Source organism: Synechococcus sp. BIOS-E4-1 (assembly GCF_014279995.1).
Taxonomy (GTDB): domain Bacteria; phylum Cyanobacteriota; class Cyanobacteriia; order PCC-6307; family Cyanobiaceae; genus Synechococcus_C.
The window spans coordinates 72,494-89,569 of sequence record NZ_CP047935.1 but is presented as its reverse complement, the minus strand read 5'-3'; the positions used below and the strand labels follow the sequence as shown (position 1 = coordinate 89,569).

13 protein-coding genes and 1 tRNA gene are annotated in these 17,076 nt (G+C 60.7%); 4 read left to right on the top strand and 10 right to left on the bottom strand.

All coding sequences use genetic code 11. The features are described from left to right. Positions 1 to 49: 49 nt before the first annotated feature. The 5 genes from SynBIOSE41_RS00430 to SynBIOSE41_RS00410 all read right to left on the bottom strand — a co-directional run bounded on the left by SynBIOSE41_RS00430 (position 50) and on the right by SynBIOSE41_RS00410 (position 7,136). The gene (locus SynBIOSE41_RS00430; RefSeq protein WP_186539209.1) at positions 50 to 1,399 is read right to left on the bottom strand and encodes a sugar transferase; all 1,350 of its coding nucleotides are present in this window, start codon (positions 1,397 to 1,399) and stop codon (positions 50 to 52) included. Next, on the bottom strand, positions 1,392 to 2,303 hold the full coding sequence (gene rfbD, locus SynBIOSE41_RS00425; protein WP_186539208.1) for a dTDP-4-dehydrorhamnose reductase: 912 nt from the start codon (positions 2,301 to 2,303) through the stop codon (positions 1,392 to 1,394). Before rfbD ends, SynBIOSE41_RS00430 begins: the two co-directional genes overlap by 8 nt. Further along, a complete protein-coding gene (gene rfbC, locus SynBIOSE41_RS00420; protein WP_186539207.1) occupies positions 2,300 to 2,917 on the bottom strand; it encodes a dTDP-4-dehydrorhamnose 3,5-epimerase in 618 nt (205 codons plus the stop codon). Before rfbC ends, rfbD begins: the two co-directional genes overlap by 4 nt. A 125-nt stretch (positions 2,918 to 3,042) precedes the next feature. Further along, positions 3,043 to 5,898: a preprotein translocase subunit SecA gene (gene secA, locus SynBIOSE41_RS00415; RefSeq protein WP_186539206.1), complete on the bottom strand. Its 2,856-nt coding sequence runs from the start codon at positions 5,896 to 5,898 to the stop codon at positions 3,043 to 3,045. Positions 5,899 to 5,909: 11 nt separating this feature from the next. Then, positions 5,910 to 7,136 carry a glycosyltransferase family 4 protein gene (locus tag SynBIOSE41_RS00410; RefSeq protein ID WP_186539205.1) on the bottom strand — a complete coding sequence of 409 codons (1,227 nt, stop codon included), beginning with the start codon at positions 7,134 to 7,136 and terminating at the stop codon, positions 5,910 to 5,912. Between the two features lie 97 nt (positions 7,137 to 7,233). Here SynBIOSE41_RS00410 and SynBIOSE41_RS00405 point away from each other — a divergent pair, with 97 nt between their 5' ends. After that, complete coding sequence (locus tag SynBIOSE41_RS00405; protein WP_186539204.1) at positions 7,234 to 7,689, top strand: GNAT family N-acetyltransferase; 456 nt, start codon at positions 7,234 to 7,236, stop codon at positions 7,687 to 7,689. A 7-nt stretch (positions 7,690 to 7,696) separates the two neighbouring features. Here SynBIOSE41_RS00405 and SynBIOSE41_RS00400 read toward each other — a convergent pair. The 3 genes from SynBIOSE41_RS00400 to psbZ form a co-directional block, all read right to left on the bottom strand. Further along, positions 7,697 to 7,768 (bottom strand) — tRNA-Gly (locus SynBIOSE41_RS00400). 73 nt (positions 7,769 to 7,841) lie between these two features. Beyond that, positions 7,842 to 8,324 (bottom strand): 6,7-dimethyl-8-ribityllumazine synthase, encoded by a 483-nt coding sequence (gene ribH / locus SynBIOSE41_RS00395; protein WP_186539203.1) that lies wholly within the window; start codon positions 8,322 to 8,324, stop codon positions 7,842 to 7,844. A gap of 77 nt (positions 8,325 to 8,401) precedes the next feature. Then, a complete protein-coding gene (gene psbZ / locus SynBIOSE41_RS00390) occupies positions 8,402 to 8,590 on the bottom strand; it encodes a photosystem II reaction center protein PsbZ (protein ID WP_011932021.1) in 189 nt (62 codons plus the stop codon). 134 nt (positions 8,591 to 8,724) lie between these two features. On the opposite strand from psbZ, the gene mutS reads away from it, so the two are divergent. Continuing rightward, complete coding sequence (mutS, locus tag SynBIOSE41_RS00385) at positions 8,725 to 11,463, top strand: DNA mismatch repair protein MutS (protein ID WP_186539202.1); 2,739 nt, start codon at positions 8,725 to 8,727, stop codon at positions 11,461 to 11,463. Here the strand turns inward: mutS and SynBIOSE41_RS00380 are convergent. Then, a complete protein-coding gene (locus tag SynBIOSE41_RS00380) occupies positions 11,448 to 12,083 on the bottom strand; it encodes a precorrin-8X methylmutase (RefSeq protein ID WP_186540622.1) in 636 nt (211 codons plus the stop codon). The genes mutS and SynBIOSE41_RS00380 overlap by 16 nt on opposite strands. 69 nt (positions 12,084 to 12,152) lie before the next feature. Here SynBIOSE41_RS00380 and holA point away from each other — a divergent pair, with 69 nt between their 5' ends. After that, on the top strand, positions 12,153 to 13,142 hold the full coding sequence (gene holA / locus SynBIOSE41_RS00375; RefSeq protein WP_066908478.1) for a DNA polymerase III subunit delta: 990 nt from the start codon (positions 12,153 to 12,155) through the stop codon (positions 13,140 to 13,142). A 30-nt stretch (positions 13,143 to 13,172) separates the two neighbouring features. Continuing rightward, positions 13,173 to 14,975, top strand: coding sequence for an aspartate kinase (locus SynBIOSE41_RS00370; protein ID WP_186539201.1), 1,803 nt, complete (start codon positions 13,173 to 13,175; stop codon positions 14,973 to 14,975). An 18-nt stretch (positions 14,976 to 14,993) separates the two neighbouring features. Here the strand turns inward: SynBIOSE41_RS00370 and uvrB are convergent, their stop codons facing one another. Next, positions 14,994 to 17,030 carry an excinuclease ABC subunit UvrB gene (gene uvrB, locus SynBIOSE41_RS00365; RefSeq protein ID WP_186539200.1) on the bottom strand — a complete coding sequence of 679 codons (2,037 nt, stop codon included), beginning with the start codon at positions 17,028 to 17,030 and terminating at the stop codon, positions 14,994 to 14,996. Positions 17,031 to 17,076 lie beyond the last annotated feature (46 nt).

Below are 17,076 nucleotides of genomic sequence, written 5' to 3'. Positions count from 1 at the left end.
AGCAGGATGTGACCCAAATATGATTGAACACTGAGAATCGTCTGAGCGATCAGCGACCACCTGCTTTAAGCACCGTCTTGATAGTGCGGAACAGGATCACAAGATCCAGCCAGGTACTGAAATTCAAAAGATAATAAAGGTCATAGGACAGTTTGAGATCAGAGTCTTCGACACTGCTTGCATAGGGAGCACAGACCTGAGCCCAACCACTCAACCCCGGTCGCATCCAGTGGCGCTTTCGGTAATGCGGGATTTGTCGTTCGAGCTCCTGCTCCATTTCTGGTCGCTCAGGTCGCGGACCGATCAGACTCATCTCTCCCTTGAGCACATTGAACAGTTGAGGCAATTCATCAATGCGAAACCGTCTCAGCCAACCACCCACGGATGTAATCCGACGGTCTCCAGGCTTGGTCCAGGACGGCGGTTCGTGACTGGGCTGAACGCTCATTGTGCGTAACTTGATCACCCAGAAAGGGCGACCCAGCCAGCCACTGCGCTGCTGCGTGTAAAACACTGGCCCCTGATCTTCGATCCAGATCAACAGGGCGGAGATCACAACGAAGGGGAATGTGATCAGCAGCAGGGCTGCTGCCACAAGCAGGTCGGCCATGCGTTTGAGCTGGGCCTGCACGCTGAAGGTGGCAGCCCAGGGAAGGTCGTCATAGGCCAGACCGTCCTGGCCGATAAAGGCTGGAGGCAAACGCTCCTGCTGCTGTTGAAACAAGCTGAGCAGCGACAACATCCGAATTTCACGAGGATCACTGGTCTCGGAGCACTCCAGTAGCGGCAGCAATTCAGAGTGCTGACGCAGCGCTGGAGTGATCGCAAGCAGCAAAGGCTCGTCCATTCGCTTCATCCGTTCGAGTAACACTTCAGGCTGCGTAGGCCAGAGTCTCTGGCGCTCAGGCACGCGTTTCCAGGCCCGCATGACTTGCGCAATTTCATCGGGCTCCGCCAACAAAAACAAGCGAGGTGATTCCGGTAACAACAGTCCACGGCGCATCGCCAGCCGAACCGCAAACGCCCAGCCACTGACCCCTGTCATCCAAAGGAGTTGAACCCTGCGATGCACGAGCCACAACTCAACTCCAGGGTTCAAAAGCCAACGAACGATGGCAACAACCATCAGTGTCGCTACAGCGGTGAGCAGCAAACGCTGCAAAAGCACGGGCAATGTCAGCCGGCGCCAGCGCAACACGGTGTAGCTGCCAAACAACCATCCCAGGGCTGGATAGAGCAAAACCATGAACAGCAACCAGCCTGTCTGGCTGAACAACGTCATGCCATCACTCGGTAACCCCGCCAGGCGTGGGAACAGCATCACCAGCGCCAGAATCAACAGCTGCCCGAGCCAGTCGAACATCACCGCACGCACGAGCAGCGTGCGGGGATCATTCATTGAGCTCCCCCAGCACCTCATCAAGCATGGATTGCCAATGGCGGGGGGACACTCCCAGGCGTTCGTGAGTCGACGTGCCATCGAGCAAGGAATACGCAGGCCGATGGGCTGGGGTGGGGTAATCACTGGTGCGAATCGGCTTCACCTCAGCAGCTGACGAGATCAGACCCCGTGCTGCGGCTTGAGCCCCAATCGCAACGGCAAAGTCAAACCACGTGGCAGCACCAGCATCACTCCAATGCAGAATTCCAGCGGCCTGACGGGCGATGACAGTCCAGCAGGTCTGGGCCAGGCCAAACGTGGCGGTAGGACAGCCCACCTGATCAGCAACAACCCGAAGCGGTTCCTTGGCTTCTGACTTCAGCTGGTGCAAACGCAACATGGTCAGCAAAAAATTCTGTCCCACCGGGCCGTACACCCAACTGGTCCGCAAAATCGCGGCACGGCCATCCCCTTCTGTGCCCAGCAGCTCACGCACAGCCTGTTCGCCAGACGCCTTGGTGGCGCCGTAAACCCCGAGGGGATCAGGGCGCTCATCCGTTTGATAGGGACGCCCCTGCTCTCCGTTGAAGACAAAATCCGTGCTCAGCTGCAACAGACGACCGCCTGGGCAAAACGAGGCCAGGGCCTGCGACAGAGCACGCGGTGCACCCGCGTTCACGGCCTGCGCCAGCACAGGTTCCGATTCAGCTTGATCCACAGCGGTGTAAGCACCGGCATTGAGAACCCAATCGGGGAGATGGTCCTGCACCGCTCTCTGGCAAGCATCGTGATCCGCCAGATCAAGAGCTTCCAGGCCTTGGCCTCCACTGCGGCTCGTGCTGATCAACTGCACCCGGGGAGGCTTGGATGCAATCAGCGCCTGGCCGAGCTGACCACTGGCACCAGTGAGCAGAACTTTCAAGCAAACACCTCGTTTGCCGCTTCCAAGACCACCAATTTTGGAGCCTCGGCGTCTTTTTCAGCGAGAGAGGGTGCAGCTCCAGAGAGCTGTTCCAGAGGCCACTGAATCGCCAGGGCTGGATCGTCCCAGCGCAGAGAGCGTTCACACTCGCGGTTCCAGAAACCACTGGCCTTGTATTGCACCTCAGCGACCTCACTGAGGGTCAGAAACCCATGGGCAAAACCAACTGGCACCCAAAGCTGCTGGTGGTTGTCGGCACTGAGAGTCGTTCCCACCCACTGCCCGTACGTTGAGGAATGCATGCGTAGGTCAACCGCCACATCAAAAATGCTGCCAAAGCTGCAACGCACGAGCTTGCCCTGGGGCTCGGGAGGTAACTGAAAATGCAAGCCTCTCAAAACACCACGACTTGAGCGAGAGTGGTTGTCTTGCCGGAAGCGGAGGGCCTGAGCCTCATCTGCAGAACAGCCTGAAGCGATCAGTTCGGCGCGGAAACGTCGCTCATTCCAGCTCTCAAAAAAATAGCCACGGCGATCACCAAAGATCTGGGGAGTGATCAGCAACGGGCCCTGAATCGATGCTCCAGAGACGGTTTTCAGAGTTTCAGCCGTCATAAGTCAACTCCGGAACCAGGCTGATCAGGAGAGACGGAGACTACAGCTCGCAAGGAACACTCCCTCACCAACAGCTGACACAAACATGCATTCGAAGCCTTGAAAGCCTCGCATGACGCTCATCCTCAGGCGGTGGCTGTCTGCTGAGCAGCTGGTGGTGCCGGCTGGAACATGAACATGGAGTAGATCACGTTGCGGCGCATGTTGGTCATCATGTCCAGGAACATGTCGTACCCCTCGTTCTTGTATTCGATCAGGGGGTCTTTCTGTCCATAACCGCGCAGACCCACCGATTCGCGCAGGGCGTCCATGGCCTGCAGGTGTTCACGCCACAGCGTGTCAATCTGCTGAAGGATGAAGAAGCGCTCGGCCTCACGCATCAAGCCTGGACGCTGCTGCTCGATCTGACCCTCTTTGAGGTCATAGGCGTTACGCAGCTGTTCCTGCAGAAAGGCCTTGAGCTCCTCCATCGATAGACCCTGCAACTGCTCGGCCTTGAGATCCTCAAGCAGGTAAACAAACTCCTGCACCTTGCTCACCAGCTGCGCCACGTCCCATTCCTCGGGCGGCAGGTCGGGATTCACATAGGCCTCCACGATCTCGTTCATGGTGCGCTCGCCATAGCCCACCACCTGCTTCTTGAGCTCGCGACCATCGAGCACACGACGGCGCTCTGAATAGACCGCCTTGCGCTGATTGTTCATCACTTCGTCGTACTCGAACACCTGCTTGCGGATGTCGTAGTAGTAGGTCTCCACCTTTTTCTGGGCTCCCTCCAGAGAGCGGGTGAGCATGCCGGATTCAATCGGCATATCTTCTTCCACACGGAAGGCATTCATCAGTCCGGCTACGCGCTCACCGCCGAAGATGCGCAACAGGTTATCGCCCAGAGAGAGGAAAAAGCGGGTTGAACCTGGATCACCCTGACGACCGGCGCGTCCACGCAGCTGATTGTCAACACGGCGCGACTCATGACGCTCGGTACCGATCACATGCAGGCCACCCGTCTCTCTCACCCGGCCTTCTTCCTGCTTCACGACCTCGTCGTATTCGGCCTTCACCATGGCGATGGCAGCACGCAGAGCCGCAATCTGGGCATCGTCGGTGGGAGCCTTCTCAGCAGCTGTTGCGATGCGATCCTCCAGTTCGATCACGCTGAGAGCGCGGTCGCCCCAGGCCTTGACCAGATCCCTGGCCAAGCCGGCAAGAGCCTGGTCGGTTGAATCGGTGAGCTGACAGGGATAGAGGCTGCCGATGGCCTTGGCTTCACTGGGGGCACTGCCATGGGGCCCGGAAGCCGGCGCTGCTTTAGCTGCAAAGCCATCACCACCATCGGTGCTGCGCTGCAGCGGCACCGGCGGGCGATGCCCCTCTTCCGGCCGCACAAGCCGGGGCAACAACACCTCCCGCAGTTTGAGACGGGCCATGTAATCGCTGTTGCCGCCAAGGATGATGTCGGTGCCACGTCCGGCCATGTTGGTGGCGATGGTCACGGCGCCGGAGCGACCGGCCTGAGCCACAATTTCAGCCTCCCGCTCCACGTTTTCCGGCTTGGCGTTGAGCAGGTTGTGGGGAATGTTCTGTTCCGCCAGCAGGGAGCTCAGCAACTCACTTTTTTCAACGCTGGTGGTGCCCACCAACACGGGCCTGCCCTGCTGATGCACCTCAGCGGTCTCCTGCGCCACCGCACGCCATTTGGCCTCTTCAGTTTTGTACACCTGATCAACCCAGTCCTGACGGGCACGCACCCGGTTGGTAGGCACAATCGTGGTTTCAAGCTTGTAGGTCTTTTCGAACTCGGTTTCCTCCGTCTTGGCCGTGCCGGTCATGCCCGCCAGTCGCGGATAGAGCAGGAAGAAGTTCTGATAAGTGATTGAAGCCAGCGTCTGGGTTTCAGGCTGGATCTGCAATTCTTCCTTGGCTTCAATCGCCTGATGCTGGCCATCACTCCAGCGGCGACCAGGCATCACACGACCGGTGAATTCATCCACGATCACCGCTTCACCATCACGCACGATGTAATTCACATCGCGCGTGAACAGATCCTTGGCCTTGAGAGCGTTGGTGATGTAGTGAGCCCAGGGATCCTGAGGGTCATAGAGGTCATTGACGCCGATCATCTGCTCGGCCTTGGCGAAGCCTTCATCGGTGAGAGTGCAGCTGCGCTGCTTCTCATCCACCTCGTAATCACCCTCAGGATCAATACCGTCTTTGCCCATTTCAGCTGCACGCGCCAGGGCTGATGCCACCTCAGCAGCCTTCTGGTATTTCTCCTGCGGACGTTCAACCTGACCGGAAATAATCAGAGGCGTACGGGCTTCATCAATCAGAATGGAATCGACCTCATCGATCACACAATACTGAAATTCGCGTTGAACCACTTCACTGATATCTGCGGCCATGTTGTCGCGCAGATAATCAAACCCGAGCTCGGAATTAGTGGCATAAGTGATATCGCAGCCATAGTTGATGCGACGCTCAGCAGGAGCCATATCCTGCTGAATCAGGCCCACTGAAAGGCCCAGGAAACGGTGCACCTGACCCATCCACTCGGCATCACGACGGGCCAGATAATCATTCACGGTCACGACGTGAACCCCACGGCCCGTTAAAGCGTTCAAGTAGCTGGGCAGGGTGGCCACCAGGGTCTTGCCCTCGCCGGTCTTCATCTCACCGATCTGGCCCTCGTGCAGGACCATCCCGCCGATCAACTGCACATCGAAATGACGCATGGCCAGCACCCGCTTGGCGGCTTCGCGCACCACGGCGAACGCCTCGGGCAGGATCTCGTCGAGAATCGGGCGCTGATTCTCAAGGCTTCCGGCATCGGCCAGACGTTGCTGAAACGCAGTCGTCTTGGCGCGCAGCTCATCATCAGTCAGCGGGGCGATCTCCTCCTCCAGCAGATTGATGTCAGAAACAATCGGCTGATACCGCTTCAGCTTGCGGGCATTGGGGTCACCCAGCAGGAGCTTGAGCATGGTGTCGACAACTACCCTCGGACCCGAAAGCCTACCGGGGTCTGGGAACGATTCAGGGGTTTGCTCCAGTGGTTGAGCCGATCCAGCCAGATGCTGCGGCAGAACAATTGCTCGTAGCGAAGGCGCGCCTGCACTCCGAGATGGCACAGCAGAGCCGGGTCATCAGCAAGCTTTTGCAGCACCCGCGGCAAATCCTCCGGCGTCTGAGACCAGTCGAGATCAGCCAGCTGACAGACCCAACCCATACCCGAACGCCAACGCTGAAAGGCGAGAGCGGGCAAACCAGCAGCCATCGCCTCCAGTTGAACGATGCCAAACGCCTCATTGGAGCTTTGCGAGGGCAGAACAAGCAGATCGGCCTGCAGCAGCTGAGTCAGTTTGTCGGCCTCCGACAAGCGGCCATGAAATCGCACGACCCGATCACGATGAGTTGAAGTCAGTTCACGACTGAGTGCTTCAAATTCAGCCCGCCGCGGCCCATCACCGACAACATCCAGCGACCAGGAGCCCTTGACACTGGCAAGACTGTGCAACAGCCAATCCAGTCGTTTGTAGCTGCCTAAGCGGCCGATGAACAGCACCCGCATGGGCCGATTGGCTCGCGGTTGAGACATCGATCCGGTCGCCACTTGTGCCGCAGCTTCCTGGTCGTGGCTGAGACAACAGCTCAGAACCGCAACGCGTTCAGGCCGGCAACCGCAACGCACCAATTCGGCTTTCAGCAACGGCGAAGTGGTGATCACCCCCGGAAGCCAGGACACAACCCTGAGTGCCAGCCACTGGTAAACGCTGAAAAAGCATCCCTTAAAGCCTGAAGCAGGTTCGAAAAAGAAGTGCCAGTGCGCCGTAACACGACGCCGGGGGCGGCCCAAATGGGCGAGCAGCAGCACCAGAAGCACCCCGATGGAAGGCAGATGACCATGCAGAGGCTGATCAGAACGCAACAACGACCACAGTTCAGGCGAAGGCAGCGGCAAGACCAGACGTCCAAGGGCTGGCGTGCGCGCCAGTCGTCTGCGCGGGTAGTGGGCAGGGATGGCGTCGTGCTCGCTCAGGCTGCGGTTTTGCGCATCCAGGCTCCAGACCGCCCCTCCCCAGACCATCGCCAATTCATGAGCCACCCGTTCAACACCGCCATAACCCGGTGGCCACTCGCGCAACAACTGCTGGATGGTCTGGGGCCGCTGTTCAGGAAGCCGCTGTTCAGGAAGCCGCTGTTCACCAGGCACTGACGTCATGACCTCGGCGCATCAAAGCCTTGGAACAAATGAATTTTGGTGCACACAACAAGTGAGGTCGCAGTGAGACGGATGATGAGGCCTGCATCAGAAGACGATGGCCCGCATCCATCTGGTTGAACATGCACCAGGAGCCCCAGGCCTGCGCCTGATTGGGCTGGGGCCAAACCTACGCCCGACGCGCGGTCTGCTCAAACTGCGGCGCTTACTCAATAAACACGCCTTCTGGGCCCAGGGCCGCAGCCGTCAACAACTGCGTCGGATGCTGCAAGGCAGCCCGGTGGTTGTGAGCCTTTGGCGCGGCAAACGCATGGTGGGCTTCGGCCGAGCCAGCAGCGACGGGATCTACAGGGCCGTGCTCTGGGATGTGGTGGTGGCCGGAGACCTTCAGGGACGTGGGCTTGGACGGCGGGTCGTTGAAGCGCTGCTGGCTTCCCCAAAACTGCGTGAGGTGGAGCGTGTGTATCTGATGACCACCAACAGCAACGGGTTTTACGAACAAATGGGGTTCAGAGCCGTTTCCTCTCAGCAGCTGCTGATCCGAAAACAATGATTCAACAAGCGGATGAAGAGATTCGAACTCTCGACCCTCTCCTTGGCAAGGAGATGCTCTACCACTGAGCTACATCCGCAGGCCAGCAGGTGAATGTCACCTGACGACCCGAGAAGCATGCACCACCAAGGGGCAGTTGGTCAATCCACCGTTCAAGCCGCTGGCAATGCCTTAACAAGAGACCCCATTTCCAGAGCCTGCAGGGCATAGCTCCATCCCAGATTGCTCTTGATCCCTGCCCGCTCAAGGGCCTGTTGCATCGTGTCGGTTGTGAGCACACCGAAAATCACCGGCACACCGGTGTCGCGGGACACGGTGGCAATCCCCTTGCTGGCTTCGGCCACCACCACATCGAAATGGGGCGTGTCGCCCCGAATCACTGCGCCAAGGGTGATCACCACCTGATAGCGACCGCTGCGAGCCAACTGCTGGGCCACCAGCGGCAACTCAAAGGAACCAGGCACCCAGGCCGTATCGAGCTGGTTGCTGTCTGCTCCGGTATCAATCCCATGGCGTCCAAGACAATCAAGGCAGCCGCTCAGCAACTTGGCTGTGACCAGATCGTTGAATCGAGCAACAACAACGGCGATGCGCAGGCCCTGCACATCAGTGAACCGTCCTTCAAAGGTGGCCATGACGCCTTGATCGGTTCATTCCATGTTCACACCCAGCCGACGTGAACTGGACAAAAAAGATGCTCGCCGACCTGGCTTCAGACCACGAAGAAGCTCATGCCCCAGTTCACGAGCACCAAGGCCACCCAGGCGATGCCACCAAGCAGGATCAGGCGGTTGGAGCGGCCGCTGTCCTCATTCGAGGCGTAAAGGACGGGCACAGCCACGATCAGCGCAAAGGACATCACCACAAGTGCCAGAACGGTGAGGGTGTTAAGGATTTGCATGGTGAATCGGTCGACGCCAGGTCGTTCCCGGGGATTCTCACACGTTGGGGAGAGCCCTCTCCGTTGCCTGCGCATCAAGCTTCACAGCTTGTGTTGAACAGGATCGGTACGATCCAGCCACTTCCGGATGTCCCATGCCCCTCACCTGCCCCCAGCCCGAGGAGCAGTCACTGCAGGGGAATCTGTTCGGGGCTCCGGAACCGACCAAAGGGCCCTCGCCCTCACCTGCCAATGCCTCACAGGCACTGGCAGGCGATGCATTGTCAGAGGTCAGTGACGCCGACCTCAGCGCTGATGCAGCCTCTCGCCCCAGACAGCGTCAGAGCAGCGGTGATCCCGACCAGGCCTCCAACCCGGACGACGACCTGACCAGCTCAGACAACGACGACAGCGAGGCCCCGGCCTGGGCCCACCACAGCCAGGTGGATCCGATCCTGCTGACGCCGATGTTGCGCCATTACGTGGAGCTCAAGGCCGAACACCCTGAACGCGTGCTGCTGTACCGACTCGGCGACTTCTTTGAATGTTTCTTCGAAGACGCCGTCGAGCTCTCGCGAGTGCTGGAACTCACCCTCACCGGCAAGGAAGGGGGCAAGGCGATCGGACGTGTGCCGATGGCGGGAATTCCCCATCACGCCGCCGAGCGTTACTGCGCTGAGCTCATCCGTCGTGGTTACTCCGTGGCGCTGTGCGACCAACTGGAAACCACCCCCGCCAAGGGAGCCCTGCTCAAGCGGGGCATTACCCGGGTGCTCACTCCGGGCACAGTGCTGGAGGAAGGCATGCTCGCTGCCCGCCGCAACAACTGGCTGGCCGCAGTGGTGGTGGAACCTGCCAGCGGCAAGCAACCCTTGCGCTGGGGTCTGGCCAGCGCCGATGTGAGCACCGGTGACGTTCAGGTGCTGGAACGCAGCGGCAGCGATGCCCTGCATCAGCAATTAGCCCAGCTGGAGGCCTCGGAACTGCTCTGGGCAGCCACGGACGACGCCGGCACGCAGCGACCTGCCTGGTGTCCTGAACGGCTGATGCTCAGCCCGATGGCGCTCACACCCTTCAGCCGCCCCCAGGCCGAACAGGCCCTGAAAACGCACTACCGGCTGGCCGGGCTGGATGGCCTTGGCCTGCAGGAACTACCCCTGGCCCTGCGGGCCTTTGGTGGGCTGCTGCAGTACGTCAATGACACGCAACCGCTCGAGGAGGCAGCGCGAGTCCCCCTTGATGTGCCGAAGATCGTGCAGGCCGGTGATGCCCTGGTGCTCGATGCCCAGACCCGCCGCAATCTGGAGCTGACGGCCACCCAACGCGACGGACAACTCCAGGGTTCGCTGCTCTGGGCGATCGACCAGACCCTCACGGCCATGGGTGGGCGATGTCTACGCCGCTGGCTGGAGGCGCCGCTGATGACTCTCACCACAATCCGGGAGCGACAAAGCGTGGTGAGCTTGCTGGTGAGCCAGAGGCCCCTGCGCCAGGGCTTGCGGCGTCTGCTCAGACCGATGGGGGATCTGGAAAGGCTGGCGGGTCGGGCCGGCGCCGGACATGCAAGCGCCCGTGATCTGGTGGCCATCGCCGATGGCCTGGAGCGGCTTCCCCGCCTTGCCAGTCGCCTGATGGGAACCCTGGAAACATGGCCACGCGTTCTTGAGGCACTGCTGCAGCCGGATCCAGCGCTCGCTGAACTGGCCTCCGCCATTCGCCATGCCTTGGTGGACGCTCCGCCCCTTTCCCTCAGCGAAGGCGGGCTCATCCATGACGGAGTGGACCCGCTGCTGGATGGCCTGCGCAATCAACTCGATGACCAGGACGCCTGGCTGGCCGAGCAGGAACGGTTGGAGAAAGAGCTCAGTGGCATCAGCAACCTGCGTCTGCAGTACCACCGCACCTTCGGGTATTTCCTGGCGGTGAGCAAGGCGAAGGCGTCCTCCGTGCCCGACCACTGGATCCGCCGCCAAACCCTTGCCAATGAAGAACGCTTCATCACTCCTGAACTGAAAGAGCGGGAGGGCCGCATCTTCCAGCTGCGGGCAAGGGCTTTTCAGCGCGAATACGAGCTGTTCTGCAAGTTGCGCGACCAGGTGGGCAGCATGGCGACACCTATCCGCGAAGCAGCACGCGCCACGGCCGGATTGGATGCACTCTGTGCCCTGGCTGACACGGCCGCCACCGCAGGCTGGTGCGCCCCCCAACTGAGCGACGACCGTGAGCTGGCGATCACAGCTGGCCGTCACCCAGTGGTGGAACAGTTGTTGGTGGAAGCGCCCTTCACCCCCAACGATCTGGCTCTCGGACGTGACACCGACCTGATCGTGCTGACGGGACCCAATGCCAGCGGCAAAAGCTGCTATTTGCGCCAAATTGGCCTGATCCAGCTGTTGGCTCAGATCGGCAGCTGGGTGCCTGCCTCCGCCGCTCAGATCGGCATAGCCGATCGCATCTTCACGCGGGTGGGAGCCGTGGACGATCTGGCCGCAGGCCAGTCCACCTTCATGGTGGAAATGGCCGAAACCGCCAACATCCTTCACCACGCCAGCGACCGCTCCCTGGTGCTTCTTGATGAAATCGGCCGCGGCACAGCCACCTTTGATGGCCTATCCATCGCCTGGGCCGTGAGCGAACATCTGGCCGGCGATCTCAAGGCGCGCACGGTGTTCGCCACCCACTATCACGAGCTGAACAACCTGGCGCAGGAGCGGCCCAACGTGGCCAACTTCCAGGTGATGGTGGAGGAAACCGGCGAGGATCTCGTGTTCCTGCATCAGGTGCAGAGCGGCGGTGCCAGCCGCAGTTACGGCATCGAAGCGGCCCGCCTTGCAGGGGTCCCCTCCCCCGTTGTGCAACGGGCCAGGCAGGTGCTCGATCAGCTGGCGGCCTGAGCCGCTCGCAGCAGGGCATTCGCCGCCGCCGCCGCCAAACCTGCACCGCCACGGGTACCCTCCAGGCGGATCTGAGCCAGAGCCGTCGCCGCCAGACGACGCTTGCTTTCAGGGACACCAACGAAACCAACGGGCATGCCGATCACCAGCGAAGGGGCCGCGGCCCCGGTATCGAGCTGATCCAGCAACTGTTCCAAAGCCGTGGGCGCACTGCCCACAAGCAGCACCGGCATGGGCTGCCCGCTCGCGTTGGCCGCCTGTGTGAGCTCCGGCCAGGCCCTCTGCATGGCCGCAGCGGAACGGGTGGACTCCTGCGGTGAAACCTCAGGAGCCCAGTCGAGCAGGCAGCGCACGGTCGTGCCCAGTGTGCGCATGGCCATGGGCGTCACGGCAGCCGCGGCCATGGCTGTGTCGGTGAGGATCGCTGCTCTGCCCTGCAACGCCGCAAGTCCCTGCTCGCAGGCCCCCTCGCTGAACCGCAGCAACGGCTGCAGGCCTGGATCTCCGCTGCTGTGCACCAGACGCTCCAACACCTGCTGCTGCAGAGGATCGAGTCCCGTGTACCCCATCAAGGCCCGAATTCGACGGATGCTTTCCGTGAAGATCGGATGGTCAGCCATTGCAGCAAGTTCCTCTGACGGGGGCTGCCAGTCAGGGCAGACTTCGACATTGTGCGACGACACGCCTCAATGCCGATCCAGTTGTTCTGGGGCGATGATTCCGCCGCGCTGGAACGGGCGGTTCAGGCCTTGATCGAGAAGGCAGTGGATCCAAGCTGGGCGAGCGTGAACGTGAGTCGACTGGATGGCAGCGAAGCGGGACAGGCCAGGCAGGCACTGGAAGAAGCACGCACGCCACCCTTCGGCGCTGGATCCAGGGTCGTGCTGCTGCAGCGGTCTCCCTTCTGCAACGCCTGTCCCAGCGAGCTCGCCGATCGCTTCGAAGCTTCTCTGGATGGCATCCCTGAAAGCACCCAGCTGCTGCTCTGCCATCCCTCCAAACCTGACGGTCGTCTGCGCACCACCAAAGCCCTGATCAAACGCATCAAGGCGGGAGAAGCCTGCGAGCGCAGCTTCAAGTTGCCTGCGGTCTGGGACGGCGCCGGCCAGCGCCAGCTGGTGGAGCGAACCGCTGAGGAACTGAACCTGAGGCTGGAGCCCGGTGCTGTGGATGCCTTGATCGATGCCATCGGCAACGACAGCGCAAGGTTGACCATGGAACTGCAGAAGCTGGCTCTGCATGCTGAAAGCAGCGGAGAGGCACGCATCAGTGCCAGCTCGGTTGACAGCCTGATCGAGGGTCTAAGCACCAACGCTCTTCAGGTGGGTGATGCCCTGCTGGCAGGTGATCCAGGCGAGGCGATTGCCTTGCTGGATGCCCTGAACGATGCCGGCGAACCGGCCCTGCGAATTGTGGCCACACTCACCGGTCAGATCAGGGGGTGGCTCTGGGTGATGCTGCTCGAACAACAAGGAGAGCGGGACGTGGGGGTGATCGCCAAAGCGGCAGGAATCGGCAACCCCAAGCGCATCTATGTGATGCGCAAACAGCTGCAGGGGCGTTCACCCCAGCGCTGCCTCAACCTGCTGGGCCGTCTGCTGGATGTGGAAGCAGCCCTCAAACGCGGCACCCAGCCGGGAGATGCGTTCCGCGATGGGCTGCTTGGAGCAGCACAGTGAGACAATCTCCTGCGACATGAGGCGGCATGGATGGCCCTTCTGGTGCAGAAGTTCGGCGGAACCTCCGTCGGCAGCGTGGAGCGCATCCAGGCCGTGGCCAGGCGTATCGCCAGCTGCAAGGAGGAGGGGCACGATCTGGTGATCGTGGTCTCGGCCATGGGTCACACCACCGATGAATTAACCGCCAAGGCCAACGCCATCAGCAGCAATCCACCCCAGCGGGAAATGGACATGCTGCTGGCCACCGGTGAACAGGTGTCGATTGCGCTGCTCTCCATGGCGTTGCATGAGCTGGGCGTCCCTGCCATCTCCATGACCGGCACCCAGGTGGGCATCGTGACTGAATCCGCCCATGGCAAGGCACGCATCCTCGATGTGCGCACAGATCGACTGCGCAGCCGACTGGCCGAAGGCCGCGTCGTGGTGGTGGCCGGTTTTCAGGGCACGAGCCAGAGCAGCGGAGGCACCGCCGAAATCACCACACTGGGGCGCGGAGGCTCCGACACCTCTGCTGTAGCCCTTGCGGCAGCCCTGGGTGCCGCGGCCTGTGAGATCTACACCGATGTGCCAGGGGTACTGACCACCGATCCGCGCAAGGTGGAAGACGCCCAGCTGATGCCTCAGGTGAGCTGCGACGAAATGCTCGAGCTGGCCAGTCTCGGCGCTGCCGTGCTGCACCCGCGTGCCGTGGAGATCGCACGCAACTACGGCGTCACGATGGTGGTGCGCTCCAGCTGGAGTGATGAACCCGGCACAACCCTCACCAGCCGCAACTCCCGGCCCATCGGCCGCGAAGGTCTTGAACTGGGCAGGCCGGTGGACGGCGCCGAACTGGTGGAACACCAGGCGGTGCTGGCTCTCTCCCACGTGTCCGATCAGCCCGGCGTTGCCGCCCAGCTTTTCGAAAGCCTGTCTGAGGGAGGCGTGAATGTGGACCTGATCATCCAGGCCACCCACGACGGCAACAGCAACGACATCACCTTCACCGTGGCTGAAACCGACCTGGAGAGAGCTCGCAGCATCTGTGGATCCCTGATCCAGAAGCTGGGCGGTGAGCTGGTCGCCCAGTCCGGGATGAGCAAGCTGAGCATCAGCGGCGCCGGCATCATGGGCCGCCCGGGCATTGCCGCCGGTCTGTTCCAGACCCTCTCCCGGGTGGGCATCAATCTGCGTGTGATCGCAACCAGTGAGGTGAAGGTGAGCTGTGTGATCAACGCCGACGTGGGCAGCAAAGCCCTGCAGGCCATTCAGGAGGCCTTCAAACTGGAAGCCGGTCAGATCAGCCTCAATCCCAGCGCGAGCGGCGAAGCTGAGCCGGAAGTGCGTGGAGTGGCCCTCGACCGTGACCAGGCCCAGGTCAGCGTGCGCCATGTACCCGATAAACCCGGAACCGCCGGAGCCCTCTGCAATGCGCTGGCCGACGCGGGCATCAGCCTCGATGCCATCGTCCAGTCGGAACGCCAGCACGCAGATGGCAGCCGAGATATCAGTTTCACCTTGAAACGTGACGACCGCACTGCGGCGGATCGCGCCCTGAGTGCTTTGCTGGCTCAGTGGCCTGGAGCCCTGCTCGAAGACGGTCCAGCCATTGCCAGGGTCAGTGCCGTGGGCGCGGGCATGCCTGCAACGGCGGGCACCGCAGGCCGGATGTTCCGTTTTCTGGCGGAAGCAGGCGTCAACATCGAAATGATCGCCACCAGTGAGATCCGCACCAGCTGCGTAGTCGCTGAGGCCGATGGTGTGGCAGCACTTCAGGCCGTACATGCCGGTTTCAAGCTGGGCGGCAGCACCCGACATGCAGCCGAGGGAAGCGAATCACCCCTGGTGGCCTAGCGGAGGAGCCTCAGCAGCTCAGCTCTGACCCACAAGCTTCTGACGCAGCTTCTTGATCCGATCACGAAGGTTGGCAGCCTCCTCAAAATCAAGCTTCTTGGCCGCATCCTTCATCTTGACCTCGAGCTGATCGATCAGTTCGGGCAAGGCATCGAGAGCCAGGCCATCAGTGTCATCTTCCAAGGCCTGAACTGCCTTGCCGGCCACTTGCACCAGGTCTGCGTCGGGGCCATCGGTCTTGAGTTTTCGCGAGAGCTCCAGAAACGAAAGGATTGAATTGCTGGCCTTTTTACCAGCCGCCGTCGGCACAATTCCATGCTGTTCGTTGTGGACCTGTTGGATCTTGCGCCGCCGTTCGGTCTCCTCGATCGCCTTCGCCATCGAATCCGTCATGTTGTCGGCATACAGCAGCGCAACCCCCTCCACATGCCGTGCAGCCCTGCCGATCGTCTGAATCAGTGAACGCTGGGCTCGCAGGAAGCCCTCCTTATCAGCATCAAGGATCGCCACCAGGCTGACTTCGGGCAGGTCGAGGCCTTCCCGCAGCAGGTTCACACCCACGAGCACGTCGTACTCACCCAGGCGCAGATCCTGAATGATCTCGATGCGCTCAATCGAATGGATCTCCGAGTGCAGGTAGCGCACCCGCACCTTGTTCTCGGCCAGATAATCCGTGAGGTCTTCCGCCATGCGCTTGGTGAGCGTGGTCACCAGCACGCGCTGCTGTTTCTCGGCCCGCGTGCGGATCTCTCCCAGCAAGTCGTCGATCTGACCTGTTGTCGGCCTCACCTCCACAACCGGGTCCAGCACTCCCGTGGGACGTATGACCTGCTCTGCCACCTGGCCATCACTCACCTTCACTTCCCAGTCACCAGGCGTGGCACTCACAAACACGGTCTGGCGTGCCTTCGTCCAGAACTCTTCGCCTTTGAGCGGCCGATTGTCGGCTGCACTGGGAAGACGAAAACCGTGATCGATCAACACCTTCTTACGAGCCTGATCGCCGTTGTACATAGCCTGAAGCTGTGAACAGGTGACATGGCTCTCATCAACAATCAGCAGCCAGTCGTCGGGGAAGTAATCGATCAGGCATTCCGGCGCGGAGCCCGGTTCACGTCCTGCCAGATGACGGGCGTAGTTCTCAACGCCATTGCAATAGCCCACCTGCTGCAGCATCTCCAGGTCGTAGGTGGTGCGTTGCTCCAGGCGCTGAGCTTCCAGCAACTTGCCTTCGGTTTGCAGAAACTCCAGTCGGTCTTTGAGCTCATGGCGGATATCCTTGACAGCCGAATCCAAACGATCCTTTGGCGTCACAAAGTGCTTGGCCGGGTAGATGTTGATGGAGTCCAGGCTCTGCAGAATTTCGCCCGTGGTGGGGTCGACATAGCGGATCGCCTCCACCTCATCACCGAACAACTCCACCCGCACTAAACGATCTTCATAAGCAGGACCGATTTCCAACACATCGCCCTTCACGCGAAAGCGACCGCGGGTGATGTCCATGTCATTACGGCTGTACTGGTTATTCACCAATTCGCGCAAGGAGCCTCGTAAATCGAGAGACTCGCCCACCCGGAACTGCACCGATGCCTTCAGGTATTCGCTGGGAATTCCCAGTCCGTAGATGCAACTGATGGAAGCCACAACAATCACATCGCGCCGTTCAAACAACGATCGCGTCGCTGAGTGGCGCAGCATGTCGATCTCTTCATTGATCGATGCTGTTTTGGCGATGTAGGTATCACTCACCGGCACATACGCTTCCGGCTGGTAATAGTCGTAATAGGAGATGAAATATTCCACAGCATTGTTGGGAAAGAATTCCCTCAGCTCATTGCAAAGCTGTGCCGCCAGAGTCTTGTTATGAGCCAACACCAGGGCAGGACGTCCGGTCTGAGCAATGACATTGGCCATCGTGAACGTTTTTCCCGTGCCGGTCGCACCCAGAAGAGTCTGATAACGACGACCACCATTCACACCTTCCACCAGTTGAGTGATCGCCGTCGGCTGATCACCTTTGGGGGCATAGGGCGCAGTCAGGTCGTAGGCAGGCATGGTCCTCGCGCTTTAAACCCTGAATTGGGCACTCACGTTACGGGGC

Excerpts from the sequence above, each read along its gene's own strand:
- SynBIOSE41_RS00430 (WP_186539209.1), bottom strand. The coding sequence starts at position 1,399 with ATGAATGATCCCCGCACGCTGCTCGTGCGTGCGGTGATGTTCGACTGG.
- rfbC (WP_186539207.1), bottom strand. The coding sequence starts at position 2,917 with ATGACGGCTGAAACTCTGAAAACCGTCTCTGGAGCATCGATTCAGGGC.
- secA (WP_186539206.1), bottom strand. The coding sequence starts at position 5,898 with ATGCTCAAGCTCCTGCTGGGTGACCCCAATGCCCGCAAGCTGAAGCGG.
- SynBIOSE41_RS00410 (WP_186539205.1), bottom strand. The coding sequence starts at position 7,136 with ATGACGTCAGTGCCTGGTGAACAGCGGCTTCCTGAACAGCGGCTTCCT.
- SynBIOSE41_RS00405 (WP_186539204.1), top strand. The coding sequence starts at position 7,234 with ATGGCCCGCATCCATCTGGTTGAACATGCACCAGGAGCCCCAGGCCTG.
- ribH (WP_186539203.1), bottom strand. The coding sequence starts at position 8,324 with ATGGCCACCTTTGAAGGACGGTTCACTGATGTGCAGGGCCTGCGCATC.
- psbZ (WP_011932021.1), bottom strand. The coding sequence starts at position 8,590 with ATGCAAATCCTTAACACCCTCACCGTTCTGGCACTTGTGGTGATGTCC.
- mutS (WP_186539202.1), top strand. The coding sequence starts at position 8,725 with ATGCCCCTCACCTGCCCCCAGCCCGAGGAGCAGTCACTGCAGGGGAAT.
- SynBIOSE41_RS00380 (WP_186540622.1), bottom strand. The coding sequence starts at position 12,083 with ATGGCTGACCATCCGATCTTCACGGAAAGCATCCGTCGAATTCGGGCC.
- holA (WP_066908478.1), top strand. The coding sequence starts at position 12,153 with ATGCCGATCCAGTTGTTCTGGGGCGATGATTCCGCCGCGCTGGAACGG.
- SynBIOSE41_RS00370 (WP_186539201.1), top strand. The coding sequence starts at position 13,173 with ATGGCCCTTCTGGTGCAGAAGTTCGGCGGAACCTCCGTCGGCAGCGTG.
- uvrB (WP_186539200.1), bottom strand. The coding sequence starts at position 17,030 with ATGCCTGCCTACGACCTGACTGCGCCCTATGCCCCCAAAGGTGATCAG.